The sequence below is a fragment of the Sulfitobacter profundi genome, from assembly GCF_042661425.1.
Classification (GTDB): domain Bacteria; phylum Pseudomonadota; class Alphaproteobacteria; order Rhodobacterales; family Rhodobacteraceae; genus Sulfitobacter; species Sulfitobacter profundi.
The window spans coordinates 2,520,559-2,545,061 of record NZ_JBHSWA010000001.1 but is presented as its reverse complement, the minus strand read 5'-3'; the positions used below and the strand labels follow the sequence as shown (position 1 = coordinate 2,545,061).

The 24,503-nt window shown below is 62.6% G+C and carries 17 protein-coding genes, 4 pseudogenes and 1 riboswitch; of the genes and pseudogenes, 6 read left to right on the top strand and 15 right to left on the bottom strand.

Going from position 1 to position 24,503, the window contains the following annotated elements; genetic code table 11:
- Positions 1–109: 109 nt before the first annotated feature.
- From ACFQAU_RS13300 to ACFQAU_RS13275, 6 genes and pseudogenes are all read right to left on the bottom strand, one after another.
- A complete protein-coding gene (locus ACFQAU_RS13300) occupies positions 110–754 on the bottom strand; it encodes a cell wall hydrolase (protein WP_205570860.1) in 645 nt (214 codons plus the stop codon).
- A gap of 126 nt (positions 755–880) precedes the next feature.
- Positions 881–3,417, bottom strand: a pseudogene (locus ACFQAU_RS13295) (putative PEP-binding protein).
- A 74-nt stretch (positions 3,418–3,491) separates the two neighbouring features.
- On the bottom strand, positions 3,492–5,579 hold the full coding sequence (gene glyS / locus ACFQAU_RS13290) for a glycine--tRNA ligase subunit beta (RefSeq protein ID WP_132444455.1): 2,088 nt from the start codon (positions 5,577–5,579) through the stop codon (positions 3,492–3,494).
- A gap of 91 nt (positions 5,580–5,670) precedes the next feature.
- Positions 5,671–6,456 carry a DUF1206 domain-containing protein gene (locus tag ACFQAU_RS13285; RefSeq protein ID WP_386282812.1) on the bottom strand — a complete coding sequence of 262 codons (786 nt, stop codon included), beginning with the start codon at positions 6,454–6,456 and terminating at the stop codon, positions 5,671–5,673.
- 110 nt (positions 6,457–6,566) lie between these two features.
- Positions 6,567–7,082 (bottom strand): DUF6446 family protein, encoded by a 516-nt coding sequence (locus tag ACFQAU_RS13280; RefSeq protein ID WP_067627003.1) that lies wholly within the window; start codon positions 7,080–7,082, stop codon positions 6,567–6,569.
- A complete protein-coding gene (locus ACFQAU_RS13275) occupies positions 7,079–8,026 on the bottom strand; it encodes a glycine--tRNA ligase subunit alpha (RefSeq protein WP_120351405.1) in 948 nt (315 codons plus the stop codon). Before ACFQAU_RS13275 ends, ACFQAU_RS13280 begins: the two co-directional genes overlap by 4 nt.
- Before the next feature lie 155 nt (positions 8,027–8,181).
- Here ACFQAU_RS13275 and ACFQAU_RS13270 point away from each other — a divergent pair.
- A pseudogene (locus ACFQAU_RS13270) lies at positions 8,182–10,061 on the top strand (serine protease).
- 65 nt (positions 10,062–10,126) lie between these two features.
- Here ACFQAU_RS13270 and ACFQAU_RS13265 read toward each other — a convergent pair.
- The 6 genes from ACFQAU_RS13265 to ACFQAU_RS13240 all read right to left on the bottom strand — a co-directional run bounded on the left by ACFQAU_RS13265 (position 10,127) and on the right by ACFQAU_RS13240 (position 16,198).
- Positions 10,127–11,575 (bottom strand): TrkH family potassium uptake protein, encoded by a 1,449-nt coding sequence (locus ACFQAU_RS13265; RefSeq protein ID WP_132444453.1) that lies wholly within the window; start codon positions 11,573–11,575, stop codon positions 10,127–10,129.
- An 81-nt stretch (positions 11,576–11,656) separates the two neighbouring features.
- Positions 11,657–11,905, bottom strand: coding sequence for a hypothetical protein (locus tag ACFQAU_RS13260; protein ID WP_132444452.1), 249 nt, complete (start codon positions 11,903–11,905; stop codon positions 11,657–11,659).
- A gap of 215 nt (positions 11,906–12,120) precedes the next feature.
- Positions 12,121–13,212 (bottom strand): GTP cyclohydrolase FolE2, encoded by a 1,092-nt coding sequence (folE2, locus tag ACFQAU_RS13255; protein WP_132444451.1) that lies wholly within the window; start codon positions 13,210–13,212, stop codon positions 12,121–12,123.
- Positions 13,213–13,289: 77 nt separating this feature from the next.
- Positions 13,290–14,480 (bottom strand): O-succinylhomoserine sulfhydrylase, encoded by a 1,191-nt coding sequence (metZ, locus tag ACFQAU_RS13250; RefSeq protein WP_132444450.1) that lies wholly within the window; start codon positions 14,478–14,480, stop codon positions 13,290–13,292.
- Between the two features lie 65 nt (positions 14,481–14,545).
- A riboswitch (SAM riboswitch) is annotated at positions 14,546–14,622 on the bottom strand.
- A gap of 57 nt (positions 14,623–14,679) precedes the next feature.
- Positions 14,680–15,285: an inner membrane-spanning protein YciB gene (locus ACFQAU_RS13245; RefSeq protein ID WP_120351411.1), complete on the bottom strand. Its 606-nt coding sequence runs from the start codon at positions 15,283–15,285 to the stop codon at positions 14,680–14,682.
- Between the two features lie 10 nt (positions 15,286–15,295).
- Positions 15,296–16,198 carry a DMT family transporter gene (locus ACFQAU_RS13240; protein ID WP_067626989.1) on the bottom strand — a complete coding sequence of 301 codons (903 nt, stop codon included), beginning with the start codon at positions 16,196–16,198 and terminating at the stop codon, positions 15,296–15,298.
- A 63-nt stretch (positions 16,199–16,261) separates the two neighbouring features.
- Between ACFQAU_RS13240 and ACFQAU_RS13235 the strand changes: the two genes are divergently transcribed.
- Positions 16,262–16,747 (top strand): MgtC/SapB family protein, encoded by a 486-nt coding sequence (locus ACFQAU_RS13235; protein ID WP_067626987.1) that lies wholly within the window; start codon positions 16,262–16,264, stop codon positions 16,745–16,747.
- Positions 16,748–16,780: 33 nt separating this feature from the next.
- On the opposite strand, the pseudogene ftsY reads toward ACFQAU_RS13235, so the two are convergent.
- Both ftsY and ACFQAU_RS13225 read right to left on the bottom strand, forming a co-directional pair.
- Positions 16,781–18,180: pseudogene (gene ftsY, locus ACFQAU_RS13230) on the bottom strand (signal recognition particle-docking protein FtsY).
- A gap of 96 nt (positions 18,181–18,276) precedes the next feature.
- Positions 18,277–19,989: an NAD(P)H-dependent oxidoreductase subunit E gene (locus tag ACFQAU_RS13225; protein ID WP_132444448.1), complete on the bottom strand. Its 1,713-nt coding sequence runs from the start codon at positions 19,987–19,989 to the stop codon at positions 18,277–18,279.
- A 142-nt stretch (positions 19,990–20,131) separates the two neighbouring features.
- On the opposite strand from ACFQAU_RS13225, the gene ACFQAU_RS13220 reads away from it, so the two are divergent.
- From ACFQAU_RS13220 to ACFQAU_RS13210, 3 genes are read left to right on the top strand one after another with little or no spacing between them, the layout of a single operon-like run.
- Positions 20,132–20,785 (top strand): fatty acid desaturase family protein, encoded by a 654-nt coding sequence (locus ACFQAU_RS13220; RefSeq protein WP_386282798.1) that lies wholly within the window; start codon positions 20,132–20,134, stop codon positions 20,783–20,785.
- Positions 20,722–21,150 (top strand): fatty acid desaturase, encoded by a 429-nt coding sequence (locus ACFQAU_RS13215; protein ID WP_386283921.1) that lies wholly within the window; start codon positions 20,722–20,724, stop codon positions 21,148–21,150. Before ACFQAU_RS13220 ends, ACFQAU_RS13215 begins: the two co-directional genes overlap by 64 nt.
- Positions 21,151–21,191: 41 nt before the next feature.
- Entirely contained in the window at positions 21,192–21,581 is a 390-nt protein-coding gene (locus ACFQAU_RS13210) for a hypothetical protein (RefSeq protein WP_067625553.1), read from the top strand.
- Positions 21,582–21,587: 6 nt separating this feature from the next.
- Here ACFQAU_RS13210 and xseA read toward each other — a convergent pair whose 3' ends face one another.
- Positions 21,588–23,150, bottom strand: a complete 1,563-nt coding sequence (gene xseA, locus ACFQAU_RS13205; protein ID WP_132444447.1) for an exodeoxyribonuclease VII large subunit — start codon at positions 23,148–23,150, stop codon at positions 21,588–21,590.
- A 70-nt stretch (positions 23,151–23,220) separates the two neighbouring features.
- On the opposite strand from xseA, the pseudogene purD reads away from it, so the two are divergent.
- A pseudogene (gene purD, locus ACFQAU_RS13200) lies at positions 23,221–24,485 on the top strand (phosphoribosylamine--glycine ligase).
- Positions 24,486–24,503 lie beyond the last annotated feature (18 nt).

Genomic DNA, 24,503 nt, shown 5'->3' with positions numbered 1-24,503 from the left:
AGCGCCTATCGGATCAGGGTATCGGGCCCCGTCGGGGGCGCTTCGATGCACATTTAGCAGGCCCACCGACGGCAGGCCAGCACCCGAAGGCACATCCGAACCCGAACTCTTAGTTCGAGGCGGTTTTCCACGTGTGGCGGTAGAAGAGATGCTGACCGATCCGCGCAGTCTTGGTATAGACCCGCGCCCAGTTGGGGTTCACGGCGGTGGTGTGGTAGTGGGTCGCGCCATTGGTCAGCTTGGGCGCGGAGCCGTCGATGATCGCACGCGCCACTTTAGAGACACGGGCAAAGGCGCGCGGCTCATTGATGACTTCTTTGTAGCCGTCGCAGGTATAGGTAAACTGGCACTGATACTTGCGCCCCGTCCCCTGATTGATCACGCCGCAAAGCGTGCCGGGAAAGCGGGCCGATTTCACACGGTTCATGATCACTTCGGCCACGGCAAACTGGCCTTTGACCGTCTCACCGCGCGCCTCGAAATAAAGCGCTTCGGCAAGGCACTGCAACTCGGCGTTGCCTTCGGCTTTGGGCTGGCTGTCGACCCAAGCGGTCGAGAATTTCACATCTGTCTCGCTGGCCGACACGGGCTGAGCGACCATCTCCTGAAGCCGCGCCGCACCGGCGGATTTCAGACCTTGAATTTCAATCTGCGCAAGATCGCTCGCGCTTTCGGAGCTTGCTTGAACAGCCAGCGGGCTGCTGCACAGAGCCATGGAAAGAGCAAAAGAGATCGACCGGATAAAACGCATCATGCGCCTCGCATCATTGTTAGGGCTGCGGGGCGGATAGCCAAAAGGTTCCGGGCGGTAAACCCAACCGGGCATTATGTGCAGAAACTTGCCGAATTATGGTATAAGTTGGGCTGGAGCCCGCTGCCCCTACCCGATCTTGTGGGCAATGGCGAGCTGGGCCGCTGCCAAACGTGCAACCGGTACGCGAAACGGCGAACAAGAAACATAATCAAAGCCCGATTCGCGGCAAAAAGCGATGGATTCGGGGTTACCGCCATGCTCCCCACAGATGGAAAGGGTGATTCCGGGCTGGGCTTTGCGCCCCCTTTCCGCCCCAAGCTGCAGCAATTCGCCGACCCCATCGGTGTCGAGCACGTGGAAAGGATCCTCCGGATAGACCCCTTGTTGGACGTAATTCGACATGAAGCGCCCCGCGTCGTCGCGCGAGAGGCCATAGGTCATCTGCGTCAGATCGTTGGTCCCGAAACTGAGAAAGGCACAATGCGGCGCGATATCATCAGCACGCAGACAGGCGCGCGGGGTCTCGACCATCACGCCGAGACGGTAGGTGAAGCTCGCGTCGCGCTCGCTGCGCACGGCGGCGGCCACGGCATCGACGCTGGCTTTGACCAATTCCACTTCGCGCCGGGCGCTGACCAGTGGGATCATGATCTCGGGCACCACCGGCTCGCCATCGCGGCTGGCTTCGATTGTGGCCTCAAAGATCGCGCGGGCCTGCATTTCGTAGATTTCGGGCACCGTCACCCCGAGCCGCACGCCGCGCAGGCCCAGCATCGGGTTATACTCCGTCATCGCCGCCACGCGCCGCGTCACGTCAGACATCTGAAGGCCAAGCGCCTCGGCCAATTCGCGCTGCCCGGCTTTGTCTGAGGGCAAGAATTCATGCAGCGGCGGATCAAACAAGCGGATGCACACTGGCTGCCCCTGCATGATGCGGAACAACTGGGTAAAATCCTCGCGCTGCATGGGCAGCAGACGTTCCAGCACGGCACGGCGGTCTTCGCCGCTTTCGGCAAAGATCATTTCGCGCATCACGGTCAGGCGACCGGGCTCGAAAAACATATGTTCGGTGCGGCACAGCCCGATGCCATGGGCGTTGAAATTGCGCGCGGTCTGCGCATCGGCAGGCGTGTCGGCATTGGCGCGAATGCCAATGTCGGCCACATCCTCGGCCCAGCCCATCAGCCGGGTGAACGTATCATCCAGCGCGGCCTCTTGCATCTTGGCCGCCCCGGCCAAGACCTGCCCGGTTGAGCCATCAACGGTGACCTGATCCCCTTCGACAAAAACCCGCCCATCGGGGGCGATGATCTGCCGCTGGGTCACGATAAAGCGCATGTTCGACGCACCGACAACGCAAGGAAGCCCCATGCCGCGCCCGATCACCGCCGCATGGCTGGTGATGCCGCCGCGTTCGGTCAAAACGGCAGCGGCGGCATGCATGCCGCGAATATCCTCTGGTGACGTCTCGCGCCGGACGAGGATGCAAGGCTCCCCCGCGCGGCGCTGGCCTGTGCGTCGCTGGCGGAAAAGACGATCCGCCCGGTGGCCGCCCCGGGGCTGGCGGCGATGCCGCGCCCGATCACGTCGCGTTTGGCGCTTGGGTCAACCTGACGGTGAAGCAGTTCCGACAGCGTGCGGGGCTGCACCCGCATGAGCGCTTCTTCGCGGCTGATGATCCCTTCGTCTGCCAGCGCCACGGCGATCCGCACCGCCGCACGGGAGGACCGTGCGACCTTCACACCATCCAGAATATGCAGCTTGCCTTGGTCGATCACGAACTCGACCTGCATCTCGGCCCGGAGCCGTTTGCGCATCAGCGCCGCGTGGTCTTTCAACTCGGCAAAGGCATCGGGCACCAGTTCCTCCAACGACGGCCCACGCGGATCGCGGGTGAGATACATCGCCGCCGCATCGCCTTCGAGCGCATCACGGCCTTGGCTTTGGCTGAGGTAACGCCCGGTGATTTGCGGCAGGCCAGTATCGCTATCGACCAGTTGCAACACGCCCGAACCGCACTGCCCCTGCCCCACACCAAATGCCATCTCTTGCACGATCAGCCCCAGCCCCGCATCCGCAGGCGCGCCTTTGGCCTGCCGGAGCAACCGCGCCGAAGTGCCGTTCCACGCCCGCGCCATTGACCGCAACACGGCAGCCAGTTGCGTTGCCGGGTCTTGGGGAAAACGCTCTTCGGTTTCGGCCTCATAGGCGCGTAGTGATTCCATCAGCGCCGCGCGGCCATCGCCGTTCACATCGTCGAACATATCCGGATCCAGCCGTGCAACATTGACGGCATAGGACTGCACGAACCGCGAATAAAGCGCCGCTGCCGGGCCTTCGCCGATGGTCGTGGCGTAATGTTCAAACAGCGCGTCGTTGATGCCGATGTTCAGCACCGCCCCCGGCCCGCCCCAATCAGGGTCTTGGCTAGAGGGGCGCACACAAAGCAGCGCGCCCTTGGGGAATTGATCGACCACCGCTTGGATATCAGGCAACTGCCCGCGCGCGATCTGTTGCACCGCATTGAAAGAAACCGCCACGGTAGAGGGCACCGGCAACTCAAGCCGCACAAGGCGCTGCAAGCATTTCGCCCGCCCGCCGTGGGTGTCATTGGCAATTGGCGCGGTGGGGGTCACCAGCGTGGTATGGGGATCGTTCTGCACTGCGGCACCTTAATCGTTCCGGTGCAGCATAGGGGTTGAGGCAGAAGGGGCAAGGGATCTTGCCCCCTCGGCGGTCAGCCATCCAGTTTGGTCAAGTCCGCCACGGCGCTACAGATCGCGCGAATACGGCTCAGGAGGTTAAGCCGGTTGCGCCGCACGGTGGGGTTGTCGGCATTGACCTGCACCGCCTCAAAAAAGGCATCAATCGGTCCGCGCAATTCGGCCATCGCCGCCATCGCGGTCGAGAAATCCTGCTCTGCCATCGCCGGGGTGATCTTGGCCTCGGCCTTGTCGAGCGCGGCGAAAAGGTCTTTCTCGGCTTCGGTTTCCGCAAACTTCGGATCGGCGCCAAAGGAGTATTCCACGCCATCGGCCTCTTCGGCTTGGCTGAGGATGTTGTTGGCGCGCTTGAAGCCTTGGATCAGGTTCTCGCCGTCGTCGGTTTTGAGCGTCTCCGACAGGGCGCGGGCGCGTTTGACCAAGCGGGTCAGATCGTCGCTGCCGTCCATGGCGATGCAGGCGTCAATGATGTCGTGGCGGATGCCTTGATCGCGGAGGTAGACTTTGAGGCGGTCGTGGATGAAGGAGAGAATATCACCGGTATCGGCCCGACCTGCATCGCGGTCACCGACGATCTCGGCGCTTTTGTTCAGCACGTCGTTCAGCGTCAACGAGACATCATTCTCAACCAAAATCCGAATAACCCCCAAAGCCGCACGGCGCAGCGCAAAAGGATCCTTGCTCCCGCTCGGCTTCTCATCAATCGCCCAGAACCCCGTCAACTTGTCGATCTTCTCGGCCAAAGCCACAGCAATCGACACCGGCGCTGTCGGCACATCATCGGACGGCCCCAGCGGCGCGTAGTGATCCTTCGCCGCATCCGCCACGGCGTCCGACAGCCCTGCCTTGCGCGCATAATAGCTGCCCATCAAGCCCTGCAACTCGGGGAACTCATAGACCATCTCGGAGCTGAGATCAGCCTTGGCCACCCGCGCGGCCTGCTCGGCCTCATCTGCATCAGCCCCGACCAGCGGAGCAAGCTCACGCGACAAGGTCGCCATGCGGTCGATCAACTCAGCTTGAGTGCCCAGCTTGTTGTGAAAGGTGACGTTTCCGAGCGCCTTCACCCAAGTTTCCATGCCCGCGCCCGAGGTCACGGTGCGCAGGTCATTGTCCCAGAAGAATTTCGCATCCGACAGCCGCGCGCCGAGCACCTTCTCGTTGCCTGCAAGGATCGTCGCGCCATCGTCGGCGGTGGTGCGGTTGGCCACGGTGACAAAGCGTTCAATCTGACCCGACTTTGGATTGCGGACGGAAAAGAACTTTTGATGTTCTTTCATCGATGTCTGCAACACCTCGGGCGGCAGACCTAGGAAATCGTCGCCAATGCGGCCCATCAGCACCACGGGATATTCAACCAGCCCGGCGACCTCGGCCAAAAGCCCTGCGTCTTCGACAACCTCAAGCCCGGCGGCGAAGGCCATGTTGGTGGCGTCATGCCAAATCGTATCGGCCCGCGCGGCGGGGTCGAGCACGACATGCGCGCGGGCGAGTTTGGTCTGGTAGTCTTCAAAGCCAGAGACTTCGATTTGATCGGGCGCAAGAAACCGGTGTCCGCGCGTGGTGTTCCCGGCTGTGATCCCGTCGACGGTCAGCGGCACAACCTCGGCCCCGGCTTCATCGCTGATGACGCAAAGGATCGAATGCAGCGGGCGCACCCATTTCAGGCTGCCCGTGCCCCACCGCATCGACTTCGGCCATGGGAAATTGCGGATGGTCCGTTCCAGCACCTCGGCCACGATCTCAGCCGCAGGGCGGCCCGGTTTTTCGATCTTGGCAAAGAACACTTTGCCCTTGGGCGTGTCGCGTTCTTCCAATTGATCACGGGTCACCCCAGCACCGCGCAAAAACCCTTCGATGGCTTTCTCAGGCGCGTCGGCTTTCGGGCCTTTGCGCTCTTCCACCTGTCGCGGGCTGGCGGCAAGCATATCGCCAAGCGCCAGCGTCAGACGGCGCGGGGTGGTGAAAACGGCGGCGGAGCCATAGGTCAGACCGGCTTCGACCAGACCGTTGGTCACCACCTTTTGCAGGTCTTCGCCCGCGCGTTTCTGCATCCGCGCAGGGATTTCTTCGGAGAAAAGTTCAATCAGCAGATCTGGCACGGGCGGCCCCCAATTCTTGCCGCGATGGCGGCGTCTCATCGGGGGCTTGGATAACGAGTGCTAGGCGGAGGGTCTAGCCCCCGCCCTGCGTTTAATCCAACAAGGTGCGGATATCGGGGTCGGAGAATTTCGGCACCACCCGGTAGCCCGCTTCGACAAAGTTATAGACCGCAAAGCCAATCAGCCCCAGCCCGGCACCGCCCAAAAGGAAACGCCCAAAGGCCATGCCGCGCAGGCTTTGCAGCGCCTCGCCCAGACCGCCGGCCTGTGCGGGGTTCGCGGTCAGCGCCGCATAGCCCAGTGAAAAGGCAACCAACCCCAGAATGCCGCCATAGATAATCAGGCCAACCTTCACGATAGGGTCGATGCTTTCGGTGAACTGGGTGCGCGCCAGATGGCCCTTATATTTCCCGCTCCAGCCTTTGTAGGCATAGTAGATGCCTGCGCCCAATAGGATCAGCGCGCCAGCGGCTACGATATAGCGCCCGGCGGGCATCGACATCAGCTTTTGCGTCCAGTCCTGCGCGGAACTGCCGCCGGAATTCTTGCCGCTCATTGCCAAGGCCAGAACGGAAACGCCGATACCGCCGTGGATTAGCCCGGTCGTGACTTGCCCCAACCGCGCGATCAGCCCCTTGGCGTCGGTCCCGTGATCTTCGACATCCTTCACGCCCGCAGCCACGCGCCAGACCAGATAGGCAAGCAACCCGATGCCAATCGCGATGAGTGCCGGAATACCGTATGGCTCATCCCGCAGCGCCGCGAGTGCGTCTTTCGTGCCCGAGGCTTGGGTGCTTTTGACGGCGGCCAATAGGGCCAACCCCCGATGATCGTATAGATCACCCCGCGCGCGCCGTAGCCCGCGCGCATCACCCATTTCAGCCCCTCATGTGTTTTTTCCGACATTTTCGCCCCCGTTCTATGTGGGGACAAGCGTTCGGCAGCGCCAAAAGGTTCCGCGCAAACAGGCGGCGCCTGCGTTTAAGATCAGTCGGCGGGACGCTCGGGGCAAGCCTCTCCTACCACGGTGCCGTCATAGGACTTCTCGCCGCAGTCGTTCAGCTCATGCCAGATGTAGCCACGCCCGTCATCGGTCAGCGCCACGATCCGGTCGACGCCGTAGTGCACGTTCTTGCCGCCAAGGAAGGTCAGCGCGGTGCCGGCCTCAATCTCGGCCCCGATGGCGGGGGCGTCGAAACAATCGAACCAGCCCGGCGCGTTGCGCGGATCGGTGGGGTCGGTCATCTCATAGGTCTCGGTCGCCATGGCGAGGCTGATGTCATGCTCAAAGCAGGCACGGAACCGGATCGGAGAACTGTCGGCGTCGATGGCCTGAAGGTTCTCTGCCGCGATCTCTTCCGGCTCTTGCGAGGTAAGCGATACCAGTTCGACCTTGGCCTCAGGCACCTCGTGATAAAACCCATAGATCTGCAAATAATAGAGTGCAGCCCCGGCGATCAGTGCGGATACAAGGATCACGATACCGACAATCTTGCCGCTCATGCCGCGCTATCCGCCTCAGGCGTCCAGCCGCCCGCGCGGGTCTGCACGAAGGCATCGGCACATTGTTTCGCCAAGGCCCGCACCCGCCCGATATAGGCCTGCCGTTCGGTCACCGAGATCACGCCGCGCGCGTCGAGCAGGTTGAAGATGTGGCTCGCCTTGATGCATTGGTCATAGGCCGGATGCGCCATGACGATGCGTTTCCCGGTCTTGGGGTCCTCGGCGGGCTGGTCGAGGATGAACTGGCAATGCGCTTCGGCCTCGTTGAACTGGTCCAGCAGCACCTCTGTATTGGCGGTGTCAAAGTTCCAGCGCGCGAATTCTTCTTCGGTCTGCTTGAACACATCGCCATAGGTCAGCGGAATTGGTGCCTCGGGGCTGTTAAACGGCATGTCCATCACGTGATCGACGCCCAGCACATACATCGCCAAACGCTCCAACCCATAGGTCAGCTCTCCCGAGACGGGGTGGCAGTCATGGCCGCCAACCTGTTGGAAGTAGGTGAACTGGCTGACTTCCATGCCGTCGCACCAGACCTCCCAGCCCAGACCCCAAGCGCCCAGCGTCGGGCTTTCCCAATCGTCTTCGACAAAGCGAATGTCATGCAGCGCCATGTCGATGCCAATGGCTTCGAGCGAACCGAGGTACAGATCTTGCAAATTGGGCGGGCTGGGTTTGATCAGCACTTGGTATTGGTAATAATGCTGCAAGCGGTTCGGGTTCTCACCATAGCGCCCATCGGTGGGGCGGCGCGAGGGCTGAACGTAAGCCGCGGCCCATGGCTGCGTGCCGAGGCTGCGCAGCGTGGTGGCCGGGTGAAAGGTGCCCGCGCCCACTTCCATGTCATAGGGTTGCAAGATTGCGCAGCCCTGCCGCGCCCAATAGCTCTGCAATGCAAGGATGATCTCTTGAAAAGAGCGTGGTTTCTGCGCCGCGTCAGACATGGTGATTGCCCCTTTATGATGCGCGCCTTTCCTACGTCTGCAATCCATGGGGGTCAATCGCAGCTTTGTGAGAAATTCGCCCCCTTTGCCATGGCATTTGCGCTGCTTTCCGGCGTAATCTGGCTCGGATTTGGTTTTGCGAGAGTTGAGTGACGATGAAGCGAATTCTACGTGCCCCGGTGGCGATCTTCTTGGCCCTGAGCCTGTCTTGGGCCAGCCTTGCGCGGGCGCAATCGGCGGAGGATATCGTTTGGGTCCAGATCGAGGCGCAGCCCTCATTGGCCGAAGCCACCGATCGCGCGCGCGCCTATGAGACCCTGTTGGATGACGTGAATGGCTTTTCCCTTGGCGGCGGTTGGTACGGTATCGCCGTGGGCCCCTACCGGCGCGAAGATGCGGAACTGGTGCTGCGCAGCTATGTGCGCGACGGTCTGGTGCCGCGTGACAGCTTCATCCAGCAGTCCAGCCGCTTCCAGCAGCAGTTCTGGCCCGTGGGCGACAATGTTCTGGAAACCGGCGTGATCGATGCCCCCGTGAGTGTGGATGGCGGTGAGCCAGAGGAAGCCGCAGCGGGCAGCACCACCCCCGATGTCACCACAACCCCGCTCGACGCGACAACGACCGAAGGCGAGATTGAAGGCGAGACTGAGGGCGAGATTGAAGTCGCTGAGGCAGAGGCCGAAACCGCTCCGGCCCCCACCCCGCCAGAGCCGGATGAAACCCCGGCAGAGGCGCGCCGTTCGGAACGCGCCCTCTCGGCGCAAGAGCGCAAAGACCTGCAAATCGCGCTGCAATGGGCCGGTTTTTACGACGCCGCGATTGATGGTGCCTTTGGCCGGGGCACCCGCGCCTCTATGGGGGCGTGGCAGGCGGCGAACGGATATGACCAGACTGGCGTGCTGACCACCCGACAGCGTGCCGCGCTGATCGCACAGTATAATGCCGTCCTTGATGGTTTGGGCCTGCAAATGGTGCGCGATGAGAAAGCCGGGATCGAGGTTATGATGCCCACGGCTGAGGTCGAATTTGCCCGCTACGAGCCGCCCTTCGCCCATTACGACACCAGCGGCAACATCGGCGCACGGGTGCTGTTGATCAGCCAGCCCGGCAACCAAGATACGCTCTACGGTCTCTATGACATCATGCAAACGCTTGAGATCGTCCCCTTGGATGGCCCCCGCGAACGCAAGCGCAACTCCTTTGAGTTGATCGGGGAGAACGGCAGCATCATCAGCCAGACGCAGGTCTCGCTGGAGAACGGTCAGATCAAAGGGTTCACCCTGATCTGGCCTGCCGGGGACGAAGACCGCCGCCGCCGCGTGGTGGCTGAGATGTCCAAAAGCCTGACCCGCCTGCCCGGCGTGTTGGACGCCGCCGCAGGCAACAGCGACGCGCAGGCGATTGATCTGGTCGCGGGTCTGCAAATCCGCCAGCCCAAGATCGCCCGCAGCGGCTTTTTCATCGACGGCAATGGTGCGGTTGTCACCACGAACGAGGTTGTCGCCTCCTGCTCCCGGGTCACGCTGGACGCGGATACCGATGCTACTGTTATCGCCACCGATGAGGCACGCGGGCTTGCCCTGCTCAAACCTGAAAGCCGCCTCGCCCCGCTGGCCGTGGCCGAATTCAGCAACGGTGCGCCACGTCTGCAATCGGAAATCTCTGTCGCAGGCTACTCCTACGAAGGGGTGCTGAGTGCTGCGACCCTGACCTTTGGCGCGCTGTCGGACCTTAAAGGGCTGAACGGGGATGAAAACCTCAAACGCCTGTCGGTCAACGCCCAGCCCGGTGATGCCGGGGGCCGGTCTTTGACGAGAATGGCCATGTGGTGGGCATGTTGCTCCCCCAGACCGAGGCGGACCGCAAACTGCCCAAAGACGTGAGCTTTGCCCTTGATGGTAGTGTGATCCTCAAGGCGGCACAGGACGCAGGGCTGGACAGCAAGCAGGCGCAGGGGGCCACAGGCCCGATCGCGCCGCGCGATCTGACCCTGCGTGCGCAGGGCATGACGGTCTTGGTCAGCTGCTGGGAATAACGCGGGGGCTCAGCCCCAAGCGACAAAGACAAAGGGCGGTGCCATCAGCGCCGCCCTTTCGCGTTTCAGGCGCGCCAGAATTTCGCGGTGAACATGACGTAGACCGCCAGCAATTCCAGCCGCCCGATCCACATGGCGATGATCAAAATCCATTTCGCCGTGTCGTTGAGGCTGCTGAAATTCCCCGCAGGGCCGATGATCTCTCCCAATCCTGGGCCGATGTTCGCCAACGCCGCCGCTGCGCCCGAGACGGAGGTAACGAAATCCAACCCCGTCAGGCTCAGCGCGACCGAGATCAGCCCCAGCGACACCACGAAGAACATGAAGAACGACATCACCGAGCTCAGCACGTCCGCGCCCACCGGGCGGCCATCATAGCGCGGGGTAAAGACGCCATGGGGCGAGCGGATCCGCCGCAACTGCGCGCGGATCGAGGCAAAGAGCAGTTGATAGCGGAAGATCTTGATCGAACAGGTGGTCGAGCCCGCGCAGCCGCCGATCAAGCCGATGAAAAAGAACAGCGCCACGGCGAAGCTGCCCCATTTCATATAATCCGCCGACGCATAGCCGGTGCCCGAGATGATGGAGGTGATATTAAAGATCGCTTCCCGCAAGATCCGCTCGGACTCGTAGGTCGTGCCGCTGCGCAGGACGAAAAAGACAATCACCACCAGAAAGGTCAAGGTCATGAAAAAGCCGCGCACCTGCGGGTCGCGGTGCAGGGCCACGGGGTTGCCGTTGATAAGCTGCACATAGCGCACGAAAGGCAAGGCCGCGAGGATCATAAAGATCGCCGCTACATACTCGGCGGGGCCAGAGAAGGTGCTGAACGAGGCATCGTAGTTGGAAAATCCCCCAGTCGATACCGTGGTCAGTGCATGAACCGTCGCGTCGAAGGTGCTCATCCCGAGGGCAAGATAGCTCAGCATACAAGCCAGCGTCAGCCAAAGGTAGATCACCGAAATCTGAGTCGCGATTTGCCCCGCGCGGGGCAGGATTTTTCCAAAGGTGTCAAAGGATTCAGATTTGAAAATCTGCATACCACCGACCCGCAACTCGGGCAGGAACACCATGGCGACCACGACGATACCGATGCCGCCCAGCCATTGCAGAATACCGCGCCAGATCAGCAACCCCTTGGGCAAGTCTTCTAACCCGGTCAGCACCGTGGCCCCGGTGGTCGTCAGCCCCGACATCGCCTCGAACATCGCGTCGGTGACGCTGGCATCGGTCGCGCCCAGCACGAAGGGCAAGGCCCCGAACAGCGGCAGCATCAGCCAGACGCCGGTGGTGAGCATAAATGTCTGTTGGATGGTAAGCCCTTCGCGGACCCCATTGGCGCTGGCGAGGGCGATCATACCGCCGCCCAGCGTGGTGATCAGCGCGCTCTCGACGAAAACCCACCAATGGCCCCGGCCTTCGGCCAGATCCACCAAGATCGGGATGATCATGGCAAGGCCAAGCACGGCCACCAAAAGGCCCACGACATATCCGACAGGTCGTATATCCAACATGGGCGCAGCGTTGGCTTGGCCGCTCGTCGCTGTCAAGCCGAGACGGGACCGGGGCGCGATTTGGCCCCGGTCCGTGTCGTCTTAGATGTAGTAGAGGTCTTTGAAAACGTGGTGAACGATGTCGTCACGCTTGATGCCCATGGCGGCCAGTTCTTCGTCGCTTTTCGCTTGCAGGCCTTGGACCTGCTCAAAACGGCGGTGGGCGGTGGAGCCCACCATGATGCCATGGCCGATCCCCGCAAAAAAGCGACGCAGACCGGCGCCGGCGCGCCGCAGCCCTTCAAAGGGAGAGACGGAGTGGGCGGGATGAGCAGTGCTCTGGTAGGTCATCTGATTGCCTTTGCAATTTCCAGTATTTCGATGACCGCTAGATAGGCAATGCTGCGCCGCAGCAGAACCGACGTTTTCGCATAGCCGCTGGTCGGGACTTGCAGGGCTGACGGGGCGACATTCGCTATTTCTGCGCTAAGACACCTGGAATGCCCCGCAAAGGGGCGCGGCGCGGGACGCGGACAACCATCGCGCGATTGCCGCGCAGCGCCGGGTCAGCCCACGTGAAAGAGCGTGTTGAAAAGCTTGGGGTCGATGCTCTGCGCCGCGAAGGTCTCGCCTTGGGTCAGCACGCTGATCGCATCATGGCTGTGCAAGCTTTCTTGATGGCTGGCGACGATGCGGAAATCCCCCACCCGTCCATCGGCCAAAAGCTGTTCACAAAACAGCCGCGCGGCATCCTCAACAAAGATCGGATTCGCGGCGTTGAGTTCGGCGAACGCCTGTTCGTCCTCGCGCTTGACCATGACCTGCGTCTCGGTCGGCACGGCGCGGCGGCAAATCTCGATGAGGTCTTCGAACCACAGGCAATCGCCCTCGTCCTGCGTCTCGACCGAAATGCGCGCCACGGAGCGCTGCGAATGCGGCGTGGCCAATTGCCCCCGCGTTTCCCGCGCATGTTCGCTGAGTTCCAGCGAACAGGGGCAGGTGCTGGAATAGACGTAATCGAGATGCACGATCTTTTTGCGCTCTCCGTCCTGCTCAACCAACTCCAGCGCGATGTCGTAATACTGATAGCCCGTCAGCCCCGAGCGCAGGCTGGCGATCTTCATCGGGAAAGAGAATCGCATCTGAATCCGCGCATCCAAGCTTTCCAGATCGGTCTTATAATCATCCAGCGCCGCTTCGATCACCTCAAAGCTAAAGGTCGCCTCTGCATGGCGGTAAAAGCTGCGCATGATGCGGGACATGTTGATGCCCTTCTTTTCCGCATCAAGCGACACCGAACCGGTCACAGAGGTTTCCAGCCGCATATCCCCGCCCTCACGGCTGCGATAGCGGATCGGCAGGCGAAAGTTCGAGATGCCGACATGCTGGATCAACTGCTGCGCGCCGCGGATCAGGCTGGAGGGGCCATTTTGCAGATCCGGCAGGCTGGCGCGGTAGTTGTCGCCTGCGGTGAAATCTTCAGGGTAGGCACGGCTAAGTTCCGGGTAGTCGGCGGGCGCGATCATCCGCGCCATCGCCGGGTCAAGGGCTGCAATCTCTGCCGGGGTGGCCGTTTCGGCCCAAGCGCGCAGGGTGGCGAGCGCAGCCTCCGCAGCGCTTCGATCCGGTGTTTCGGACATCTCAGTCACGATGTTCATTGCGCGGCCCTCCGGTCTGTCATCCTCAATGTATGATGCGCGGGGCCAAAATGCCACCGCGCCTGCGACACATCAGGTCAGGCTTGCGCCGCCGCGTCCAAGGCTTGCAACAGATCGGCCTTGAGATCGCCGGTATATTCCAGCCCCACGCTGACCCGGACGAGGCCCGGCGTAATGCCCAAAAGGTCTTTGGTTTCCTGCGGCAAACGCTGGTGCGTCGTGGTGGCCGGATGGGTCACGATGGTCTTTGCATCGCCGAGGTTGTTAGAGATCACCCCAACCTGCAACGCATTCAGGAATGCGAAAGCCGCCGCCTTGCCGCCCTTGAGGTCAATGGACAGCACCGTGCCCCCTGCCCCCATCTGCTGCATCGCCAGCGCGTTTTGCGGATGGGCGGAGAGGCCGGGGTAAAGCACCCGCGCCAATGCCGCGTGACCTTCGAGCGCCTCTGCCAACTCCTGTGCGCTGGCCGCTTGCGCCCGCACCCGCAGGTCAATGGTCTCGAGCCCCTTGAGCATAATCCACGCGGTAAAGGGGCTCATCGAGCCGCCGGTGTGCTTCATATAGGGCTCAAGCGTGCCGCGGATGAAATCGCGGCTGCCCAGCACCACACCGCCAAGCGCGCGGCCCTGCCCGTCGATATGTTTGGTCGCCGAATAGATTACCACATCCGCCCCCTGCGAGATCGCGCGGGAAAAGACCGGCGTGGCAAAAACGTTGTCGACCACCACCAGCGCGCCTTTGGCATGAGCGAGTTTGGCGACAGCTTCGATGTCGATCACTTCAAGCGTGGGGTTGGCGACGGATTCAAAGAACACAGCGCGGGTGTCCTCGCGGATCGCCGCCTCCCATGCGCCCAGATCACTGCCGTCAACAAAGGTCACCTCAACGCCATAGCGGCCAAGGATTTCTTCGAGCACATAGATACAGGAGCCGAAAAGCGCCCGGGCCGACACCACATGATCGCCCGCCTTCAGCATTGAGATCAGCGCACCCGAAACTGCCGCCATGCCGCTGGCCGTGGCGAATGCGTCTTCGGCCCCTTCCAGCGTGGCGATACGGTCTTCGAACATCGCGACCGTCGGGTTGCCGTAGCGGGCATAGATGAACTCATCCGGGCCAGTTTCCTCGAACCGGGCCTCGGCCTGTTCGGCACTGTCATAGACGAACCCTTGGGTGAGGTAGATCGCCTCGCTCACCTCGCCATATTGGCTGCGGCGGGTGCCTGCGTGGATCGCTTGGGTGCGCGCGTGACGGTCGTTGCTCATGTATCTCATCCTTCCGGCCCGACCTTGCGGGCATAAAAAAACCCCAGACGCGGCCAAGCGAAAGGGGGTCTTTCATCCTGACCTTTTAGCGGCATGTTTAACGTGGCCCACAATCCGGTAACAAATCGCCACGCGGGGTGGATTACGCCGCGCGACGCTGCAGGTCAACAGTTTCGCGCGGGCATGGTTTAAATTCGGGTCAGCTTTGATCTTTCTTCTCGCCGTAGGCTTCGAACAGCTTGCCCTGCGCCATGAAGAAAACGAAAATCGCCGCCGTCAGGCCGAAGGTTTTGAAATAGACCCATGTGTCGGTCGAAAAGAACCGCCAGATCAGCTCATTCGCCAACGCGAGGCCAAAGAAGAAAAACATCAGCCGCTTGGTCAGCAGCATCCAGCCCTCATCGCGCAGGGGCATCATCTCTTCCATGACGTATTTCAGATAGGACTGCCCGCGCAGCAGGCCAACCGCCAAAAGGCCGCCAAAGAGCACATAGATCAACGTCGGTTTCATCTTGAAAAAGCGGTCGTCGTTCAGCCAGACCGACAGCCCGCCAAAGATCACCACCAGCACCACGGTGGCGACCTGCATCCGGCTCAGCTTGCCCGTCAGCGCCCAGAGCGCGCCGGTCGACAGCACCAGCAAAGGCACGAACATCGCGGTGACGACGATGAAGCCATCGTACTCCGTGCCGCCGAAGGTATAGGTATTATCCTTCAGCCACAGATAGGCGACGAGGAAGGCCAACACCGGCCCATATTCCAAGCCTGCACGCAGCATTGGGTTGATCTCTCTTGGTTCTGACATGCCTGTTCCTTCAGCCGCCCATTTCAACAATCACCGCCCCGGCCGCGATCAACGCCATCAGCGCAATGCGGCGCGGGCCGACGGTTTCTTTCAGCACCAGCACGCCGATCAGCGCGGCAAAGACGGTCGATGTCTCGCGCAGCACTGCCGCCTCGCCCACCTTATCAAGCCGCGTGGCCAGCATGACCGACCCAAAGCTCGCAAAAGCGATAAACCCGCCGATCACGCCGCGCAGCATCAGCGGCGCGACCTCGGGTGGGTTCTCCATCCGGTGCCAGCGCCGCCATGCAATCACCGGCATCACCAACCCGTCGATCATGAAAAACCACGCGAGAAAGGTGAACGGGTCCGCCGTGGCGCGAATGCCATAGGCGTCATATGTGGTGTAAAGCGCCACGAACAAGCCCGTCAGCACCGCAAGCCCCAAGGCCGCGTGCAACGTATCGCGCGCCGCGACCAGATTGCGCAGGTTGTAAACCGCCAGCCCGAAGATACCGCTCAGCAGCACGGCCACGCCGAGCCACTGCACCGCGTTGAAGCGCTCGCCAAAGATCAGATAGGCGCCGACCACGGCAAACAGCGGCCCCGTGCCGCGCACCACCGGGTAGACCACCGTATAAGCACCCTTGGTATAGGCCCAAGCCTGTAACAGTTTATAGATCACATGGATCACGAAGGCGCCGAGGAAGATCAGCCACATATGCGGCTCGGGCCATGGCACGACGAACAGCGCAAAGGGCGCGGCCATCACACCATAGGAGACATCAATCGCCCCGCGCGTGAGCCACGGATCATGCCGCCCCTTTTGCAGCGCGCCAAAGACCGCATGCAAAAAGGCCGCCGAAAGCGCCAACCAAAGCGCCGCGGTATGGCCCGCGGGCGTGCCTTCGATCGACAGGATCCATTCGGTCATCGCGGAACCACCACAGCGGCGAGAGGTTTATTCCTCAAAACCTTTATCACCAACGGAAATTCCATGTTTGAAAGCCTGCTCGCCGACCTGACCAACAGTTTTTCCAAAGTGCCCGTCACTGTCGCTGCCGCGCGGCTGCTAATGGCAGCGTTTCTGGCGGGTGTTGTGGGGTTTGAGCGCGAGCGCCGAGACAAGCCCGCGGGGCTGCGCACCCATATCATGGTGGCCATCGCGGCCTGCCTGTTCATCATCATCGGGCAAGAGCTGGGCAGTCTGGAGTTCGGAGAGGGCGACCAGATGCGCTTTGATCCGCTGCGTTTGATCGAAGCGGTCACGGCGGGCGTCGCCTTCCTTGCCGCGGGGATCATTTTCACCTCCAACGGCGAAGTGCGCAACATCACCACCGGCGCGTCGATGTGGTTGGCCGGTGCCATTGGTCTTGCTTGCGGCGCGGGGCAGATTTTGCTCGCCTGTCTTACGGCAGGGATTGTGGTCAGCGTTCTGACTGTATTGCGCTGGATCGAGCGAAAGCTCGGCACCCACGAGTAATCAGAGCCGCCGCGCAGGGCGACCAAGGCGTCGCTAGGCATCCGTACCAACCAATGCGGCGGCAAATTCATCGGGATCAAACGGGGACAGATCGTCAATCTGCTCGCCCACACCCACCGCATGGATCGGCAGACCGAAACGATCCGCCAGCGCCACCAGAACGCCCCCTTTGCGGTGCCGTCGAGTTTGGTCATAACCAGACCGCTGACGTCGGAAATCTCTTGAAAAACCTTCACTTGGTTCAGTGCGTTCTGCCCGGTCGTCGCGTCCAGCACCAATAGGGTGTTATGCGGCGCGGTCTCATCCTTCTTGCGGATGACGCGGACGATCTTGGCCAATTCCTCCATCAGGTCGCCCCGGTTTTGCAAACGGCCTGCGGTGTCGATCAGCAGCAAATCGGCGCCTTCCTCCTGCGCGCGGCCCATGGCGTCGAAGGCAAGGCTGGCGGGGTCGCTGCCCTGCGCTGCGGTCAGCACAGGCACCCCTGCGCGTTCACCCCAGACCTGCAATTGCTCCACCGCGGCGGCGCGGAAAGTGTCACCGGCGGCGATCACGACCTTCTTGCCCGCCGCACGAAATTGCGAGGCCAACTTGCCGATGGTCGTCGTTTTGCCCGAGCCGTTCACGCCGACCACCAGCACCACCTGCGGGGTCTTGGAGTAGATCGGCAGGGGCCGCGCCACAGGCTCCATGATGCGGCTGACTTCGCTGGCGAGCAGTTGTTTGATCTCTGCCACTGACAGTTTCTTGCCAAAGCGCCCTTCGGCCATGTTGGCGGTGACCCGCAAGGCCGTATCGACGCCCATATCGGCGCTGATCAACAACTCTTCGAGCTGTTCGAGCATCTCGTCATCCAGCGCGCGGCGCACAACTGGCTGCGCTGCGCTGCGGCCCATCAGACGTCCCAACAGGCCCGGCTTGGCCGGGGCGGCCTCGGTTTCGTCCAACGCAGGCGCGACCGGGGTCATCGCTTGGCGCAGATCCACGGCGGGCGGCACTTCGTCGGGGGCCGGAGCGGGGTCGGGGGCCGGAGCGGGGTCGGGGGCCGGAGCGGGGACTGGATCGACCGCTGGCGGCACCTGCTCGGGTTCGGGCGTGGGCTCCGGGTCTGCGGGCTCAGATGGCACCGCTGGCGCGGGCTGAGGGGTGGACTCGGGAATGGTGACGGGCTCGGGCGTCGGCTCGGGCGTTGGTTCTGGCATTGGAGCGGGTTCGGGGGTTTCCTCCTCCTGCTCAGCTGCCAACATCGGGCCGCTGTCGTCCTGCCCATCGGGCATCACATCCGACGCCGCGCCGGGCTGGTCCATCACCGCATCCACGGGGGCCGCTTCGGCCTCCGTTTCGCCGCCATCGCTGACTATCGCCTCTAGCCCCTCGTCGATCTTGGACGAGGATTTGAACAAGCGGTCCTTGAGCTTCGTGAAGAAGGCCATCGGCGTCTCCCATGCAGTTTCGTCTTGATCTATAGGCTTGCCCGCGCAGATGGAAGGGCGCCTAGGGCAGATCAAGGCAACCGAGAGGGGCCGCGGTTAGATTTCGTCAGAAAAATGCTTCATCACCAGCCGGATCGGGTTCGGCGCCGCCTGCCCCAACCCGCAGATTGAGGCATCAACCATCGCGGTCGACAACTCCTCCAGCAGCCCTTGATCCCAGCGGTCTTCTTGCATCAGCTTGACCGCCTTTTCGCAGCCCACCCGGCAGGGCGTGCATTGGCCACAGCTTTCATCCTCGAAAAACCGCAGCATGTTGAGCGCGGCCGCGCGGGCGCTGTCATGTTCCGAGAGGACAACCACCGCCGCCGAGCCAATAAACGACCCATGCGGTTGCAGCGTGTCGAAATCGAGCGGCACGTCATCCATCGAAGCAGGCAACAGGCCAGAGGACGGCCCGCCCGGCTGGTACGCCTTCAGCACATGCCCCTCGGCCATGCCCCCCGCCGCCGCGATGATATCGGTGATGGTCGACCCCGCAGGCAGCACATACATCCCCGGCTCCGCCACCCGCCCCGAGACCGAGTAGCTGCGCAGCCCCTTTCGACCATTCTTTTCGGTCGCGTTCAGCAACTGCGGCCCTTCGCGGCAGATGCGGGCGATCCAATGCAGTGTTTCCACGTTATGCACCAATGTCGGACGGCCAAAGACCCCCACCTGCGCCACGTAAGGCGGGCGGTGGCGCGGCAGGCCGCGCTTGCCTTCGATGCTTTCGATCATCGCGCTTTCTTCGCCACAGATATAGGCGCCCGCGCCACGACGCACATCCACAAAACCGGGGGCGATTACGCCTGCATTCTCCAGCGCCGCAATCTCGCGCCGCAGAATTTCCAGCACCGCCGGGTATTCGTCACGCATGTAGAGAAAGACTTTTTCAGCCTCGACCGCCCATGCGGCGATCAACATACCTTCGAGGAAAAGATGTGGTGTACGCTCAAGATACCAGCGGTCCTTAAAGGTGCCCGGCTCGCCCTCGTCACCATTCACCGCCAGATATCGCGGACCCGGATTGGCCCGCACGAATCCCCATTTCTTGCCCGAAGGGAAACCAGCCCCGCCAAGCCCGCGCAGTCCGGCTTCTAGCAGTTGTTCTTGAACCGCTTCCCAATCACCGCCCGCGCGCAGGTTCAACAGCGCCTCGTAACCACCTGTATTCTGGTAGCTTTGATAAGGCTCATAGTCCGGCAATTGGGCATGCGTGTCTTGTGTTGCAATCGCCGCCTGAACCTTTTCGGGCGTCGCGTGGTCAATATGATTGTGCCCCAGCTCCAGCACCGGCGCGGTGTCGCAGCGCCCCATGCAAGGCGCGCGCAGCACGCGGACCTCGGCAGGGTCCAGCCCCACTTCCAGCGCCGATTTCAACGCCTGCGCCCCGGCAAGTTCACAAGACAGCGAATCGCAGACACGGATGGTCAGCGCGGGCGGTGGTGTCTCGCCCTCTTTTACCACGTCGAAATGCGCGTAGAAACTGGCGACCTCATAGACTTCGGCCATCGACAGGCGCATCTCTTCGGCCAAGGCGCGCAGATGCGCGGCAGAGAGATGTTCATAGCGGTCTTGGATCAGATGCAGGTACTCGATCAGCAGATCGCGGCGGCGCGGGCGGTCGCCCAACAGCACGCGAACGTCCTCCCAAGCCGCGTCCTGCACCTGCCGACCCTTGGGGTGATGCCGCCCCTTGCCCTTGCCGGATTTCCAGACGCCCTTTTGCGGTTCCTGCCCCGCCGCTTTACCGTGATCATCCAGCGCCATGTCGCTTCCCCCGCCTTGCTTTCAGCAGTCGTAGCAAATCAAGGCGCAGCCCGGCGATCAAAAAGCGACAATCGCGCGGGTGTTTGCGTTGTGCGCGGGCCGTGCGGCAGGCAGAATGGGCGGATGCGCCGCAAGGCGGGTCATGAGTAAGGGAAAACACGTGCTGTGGTATATGATCGCCAGTTTGACGCCAGCGGTGCTGATCGCCGCCGCCGCCCTCTGGGGCGGGGTCTGGCCTGTGCTGGCGCTTTTGTCGATCACGGTCCATGTCTCCTTTATGGACCGATTGGGCCGTGCGCTGACCCTTTCCGACAGGTCCGGTCGGGGGCTGACGCTGACATTGGCTGCCGTGCATTTCATGCTGCTGCCGCTCGGGGTCTGGGCGATTGGCGGCGCGCCGCATCTTGAGGGGCTGGACCGTGCGCTGATCTTTGCCGCCCTCGGTCTGTTTCTGGGTCAGATCAGCAATTCCAACGCACATGAGTTGATCCACGCATCCCGCCGCCTGCCCCGACGGATCGGCACGGCGGTCTATATCTCTTTGCTGCACGGGCATCACGTCTCGGCCCATCTGCGGGTGCATCATCCCGCCGCCGCCACCCCCGCCGATCCCAATTCCGCGCCCAAGGGCATGGGGTTCTGGCGGTTTCTTCTCAGCGCAAGCTGGGGGAGTTTCGCGCCGGGTGGCAGGCCGACAACGCGCAGCGGGCGCGCAAGACGGGGGCGAAGGGGCTGCACCCCTATGCAATCTACCTCGGCGGTGCAGCACTGGCCCTGCTCACCGCGCTACTTTTGAGCGACATTTCCGGGCTGTTGGCCTATCTTGGCCTTGCCGCCTATGCACAGATGCAACTGCTGCTGTCGGACTATGTGCAGCATTATGGCTTGCGGCGGCAGCAACGCCCCGATGGCCGGTTCGAGCCGATCGGCCCGCAACACAGCTGGAACGCCCCGAAATGGTATTCCGCGGCCATGATGCTGAACGCGCCGCGCCATTCGGACCACCACATGCGCCCCGCACGCGCCTTTCCGGCGCTGGAAGTGACCGAAGAGATGCCGAAACTGCCCTATTCCCTGCCCATCATGGCGGTGATCGCCCTTGTGCCACCGCTCTGGCGTCGGGTGATGGACCGCCGCGTGGCGCGGTGGCACCGCGGCTGATCCCACTGGCGCGGGGCGTGGGCTTCTGGCAGGCTGTTGGGATGAGACATACCCTCGCCCTGATCTGCGCCCTCCTGCCCCTGCCCGCCTTGGCCGAGATGTCAGCGGCGGAGTTCGAGGCTTATACGCAGGGCAAAACGCTCTACTACGGCCAGTCCGGCGCGCCCTATGGGGCCGAGGTCTATCACGAGGATCGCCGCGTGCAGTGGTCCTTTCTTGATGGCCGCTGCAAGGAGGGGCGCTGGTATGAGGCCGAGGGGCTGATCTGTTTCGTCTACGAAGACGACCCCACCCCGCAATGCTGGAGCTTCACCGAAAGCCCATCCGGGCTGGTCGCCCGGTTCGAGAATGACCCAACCCAGACCGAGCTTTACGAGGCGCAGGAGCAGAATGACCCTCTACTCTGTCTCGGGCCCGAAGTCGGGGTCTGACCGGCCTTAGCTTTCGCCTTTGACAGCCAGCCGACCATCCGCAAATTCGATCTCCAACCGGGCGGCGTTCTTTGCGGCCTCGGCGCTGGTCACCACATCGCCATCGCCACGCACCACGGCGAAACCGCGGGCGAGCGTTTCGCGGTAGCCAAGCGTGCCAAGGGTGCGGCCCAAAGCGTCGATCTGGCGGCGACGGCGGTCTTGATCCGCGCGGCCTGCGCGCGCCAACCGGGCGAGCACCTCATTCAATCGCTGGTCTTGGCGGGAAAGGTCGCGGAGCAGCACCTCTGGGCGGAAAGTCTGCGTACGGTCGAGCAGCCGTTCACGACGACGCAGGATCTGCCGCTGCAACACCTCGGGGTGAAACCGGTCGATCCTTGTCCCGAGCCGTTCACGCTGCCCTGCCAAGTTGCGTTGCCATGCGGGGTCGAGCCTTGCCGATAGCTGGGCCAGCCGCTGACGATCAGCCTCCAACTGGCGGCGCAGGGTGCCGGGACGCAGGGCACCGGACATATCGGCCAGTTTCACGCGGCGGCCTTGGACGCCTGCGATCAGCGCGGGTCCTAGTTTTTCGCTTGCGCGGTCGAACCGCTGCCACGCACCTTCAGTCAAAGTCTCGGCACGCGGCAAGGCCCGCGCCAGATCCCGCATCCGCTGGCCGCGCCGGGTCAGCCCTTGGCTCAGCGCCTGACGCATCCTTGCGCCCTGCCCTTCGAGCCATGCTGCCAGTTCATGCCGCACGGGCACCGCCAATTCCGCCGCTGCGGTCGGCGTCGGCGCGCGTTTGTCAGAAACGAAGTCGATCAGCGTCGTGTCTGTCTCATGCCCCACGGCAGAGATCAGCGGGATCTCCGAGGCTGCCGCCGCACGCGCGACGCTTTCCTCGTTAAAGCCCCAAAGGTCTTCGACCGAGCCACCGCCCCGCGCGACAATCAGCAGCTCAGGCCGGGGCAATGCGCCACCTGGGGTCAGCCGGTTGAACCCTTCAATGGCGCGCACCACCTCGGGCGCGCATTTCGCGCCCTGTACGGCGACGGGCCAGACCAGCACTTTGCGCGGGAAACGGTCGCGCAGCCGGTGTAGGATATCACGGATCACAGCCCCCGAGGGCGAGGTCACGACGCCGATGATCTCAGGCAGGTAGGGCAGCGGGCGTTTGCGTTCGGGGGCAAAAAGCCCCTCCGCCGCCAACGCCGCTTTGCGTTTCTCCAAGAGCGCCATCAGCGCGCCCATGCCCGCCGGTTTGATATCCTCGATGACGATCTGGTATTTCGATTGGCCGCCAAAGGTGGTGATCCGTCCGGTGGCGATCACCTCCATCCCCTCTTCGGGCTGGGTCTCGAGCCGCGCGGTGACGCCTTTCCAGATCACGCCGGAGATCACCGAACGGTCGTCCTTGAGGTCAAGATAGACATGCCCCGAACGCGGGCGGCTCACGCGGCCCACCTCACCCCGAATCCGTATATGGGCAAACTCACCCTCAATCACCCGCTTGATCGCACCAGAAAGCTCGGTGACGGTAAATTCGGGGCTGTTTGCACCGGGGGCGGGGTCGTCGAACAGATCCATCTGGGCACCTTGTGTCTGTGGGCACCCCAGCTTAGAACGCGGAGCAACGAAGTCCAAGGGAGTGCGCGGCATGAATATCCTGATCCTCGGCAGCGGTGGCCGCGAACATTCACTTGCTTGGGCGGTCATGCAGAACCCCAAATGCGACAAGCTGATCGTGGCGCCGGGCAATGCGGGCATCGCGGCCATCGCGCAATGCGCAAAACTGGACATCATGGACGGCGCGGCAGTGGTGGCCTTTTGCGAGGGCAACAACATCGACTTCGTCATCATCGGCCCCGAAGCGCCCTTGGCGGCAGGCGTGGGCGATGACCTGCGCACGGCGGGTTTTGATGTGTTCGGCCCCTCCAAAGCGGCGGCTGCGCTGGAAGCCTCCAAAGCCTTCACCAAGGAAATCTGCGACGCCTGCGATGCGCCCACGGCGGTCTATGGCCATTTCACCGACGCCGCCAGCGCCCGCGCCTATGTGGAAAAGCAAGGCGCGCCGATCGTCATCAAGGCTGACGGTCTGGCGGCGGGCAAGGGTGTCATCATTGCCATGACGGATGCCGAAGCCCTCGCCGCCGTAAATGAGATGTTTGACGGTGCCTTTGGCGACGCGGGCACGGAAGTCGTGATCGAAGAGTTCATGGAGGGCGAAGAGGCGTCCTTCTTCGTGCTCTGCGATGGGGAGACCGTGCTGCCCATCGGCACGGCCCAAGACCACAAGCGCGTCGGCGACGGCGACACCGGCCCCAATACTGGCGGCATGGGCGCCTACTCCCCGCCCCGGTTCTGAGCGACGCGATCGCCGAACGCGCGCTAAATGAAATCATCCGCCCCTGCATGGCCGAGATGGCGAAACGCGGGATGCCCTATCAAGGCGTGCTTTATGCCGGGTTGATGATCAAAGACGGCCAGCCGCGTCTGGTGGAATACAACGTGCGCTTTGGCGATCCTGAATGCCAAGTGCTGATGATGCGCCTTGGTGCGCAGGCTTTTGATCTGATGCAGGCCACGGCCAAGGGGTCTTTGGCCGAGATGCAGGTCAACTGGGCCGAAGACCACGCGCTGACCGTGGTGATGGCGGCGAATGGCTATCCCGGCGCCTATGAAAAGGGCAGTGAGATCAAGGGGCTGAAAGACCTGCCCGAAGACAGCGCCAATATGGTGTTCCACGCGGGCACCGTGGCGCAAGACGGGGCGATCTTGGCAAACGGCGGCCGCGTGCTGAACGTCACCGCGCGCGGGGATACATTGGCCGAGGCGCAAGAGCGTGCCTATGCGATGGTCGACGGGATCAATTGGCCAGAAGGCTTCTGCCGCCGCGACATCGGCTGGCGCGCGCTGAGCTAACAGGCGGCGGCTTAGGCC

What these genes read in the sequence shown, in the direction of transcription:
- ACFQAU_RS13300 (WP_205570860.1), bottom strand. Translation starts at nt 754, where the DNA reads ATGATGCGTTTTATCCGGTCGATCTCTTTTGCTCTTTCCATGGCTCTG.
- xseA (WP_132444447.1), bottom strand. Translation starts at nt 23,150, where the DNA reads ATGGATCTGTTCGACGACCCCGCCCCCGGTGCAAACAGCCCCGAATTT.
- ACFQAU_RS13210 (WP_067625553.1), top strand. Translation starts at nt 21,192, where the DNA reads ATGAGACATACCCTCGCCCTGATCTGCGCCCTCCTGCCCCTGCCCGCC.
- ACFQAU_RS13245 (WP_120351411.1), bottom strand. Translation starts at nt 15,285, where the DNA reads ATGTCAGAACCAAGAGAGATCAACCCAATGCTGCGTGCAGGCTTGGAA.
- ACFQAU_RS13285 (WP_386282812.1), bottom strand. Translation starts at nt 6,456, where the DNA reads ATGGGTGATGCGCGCGGGCTACGGCGCGCGCGGGGTGATCTATACGAT.
- metZ (WP_132444450.1), bottom strand. Translation starts at nt 14,480, where the DNA reads ATGAGCAACGACCGTCACGCGCGCACCCAAGCGATCCACGCAGGCACC.
- ACFQAU_RS13265 (WP_132444453.1), bottom strand. Translation starts at nt 11,575, where the DNA reads ATGTTGGATATACGACCTGTCGGATATGTCGTGGGCCTTTTGGTGGCC.
- folE2 (WP_132444451.1), bottom strand. Translation starts at nt 13,212, where the DNA reads ATGAACATCGTGACTGAGATGTCCGAAACACCGGATCGAAGCGCTGCG.
- ACFQAU_RS13260 (WP_132444452.1), bottom strand. Translation starts at nt 11,905, where the DNA reads ATGACCTACCAGAGCACTGCTCATCCCGCCCACTCCGTCTCTCCCTTT.
- ACFQAU_RS13240 (WP_067626989.1), bottom strand. Translation starts at nt 16,198, where the DNA reads ATGACCGAATGGATCCTGTCGATCGAAGGCACGCCCGCGGGCCATACC.
- ACFQAU_RS13275 (WP_120351405.1), bottom strand. Translation starts at nt 8,026, where the DNA reads ATGTCTGACGCGGCGCAGAAACCACGCTCTTTTCAAGAGATCATCCTT.
- ACFQAU_RS13235 (WP_067626987.1), top strand. Translation starts at nt 16,262, where the DNA reads ATGTTTGAAAGCCTGCTCGCCGACCTGACCAACAGTTTTTCCAAAGTG.
- ACFQAU_RS13225 (WP_132444448.1), bottom strand. Translation starts at nt 19,989, where the DNA reads ATGGCGCTGGATGATCACGGTAAAGCGGCGGGGCAGGAACCGCAAAAG.
- ACFQAU_RS13280 (WP_067627003.1), bottom strand. Translation starts at nt 7,082, where the DNA reads ATGAGCGGCAAGATTGTCGGTATCGTGATCCTTGTATCCGCACTGATC.
- ACFQAU_RS13220 (WP_386282798.1), top strand. Translation starts at nt 20,132, where the DNA reads ATGAGTAAGGGAAAACACGTGCTGTGGTATATGATCGCCAGTTTGACG.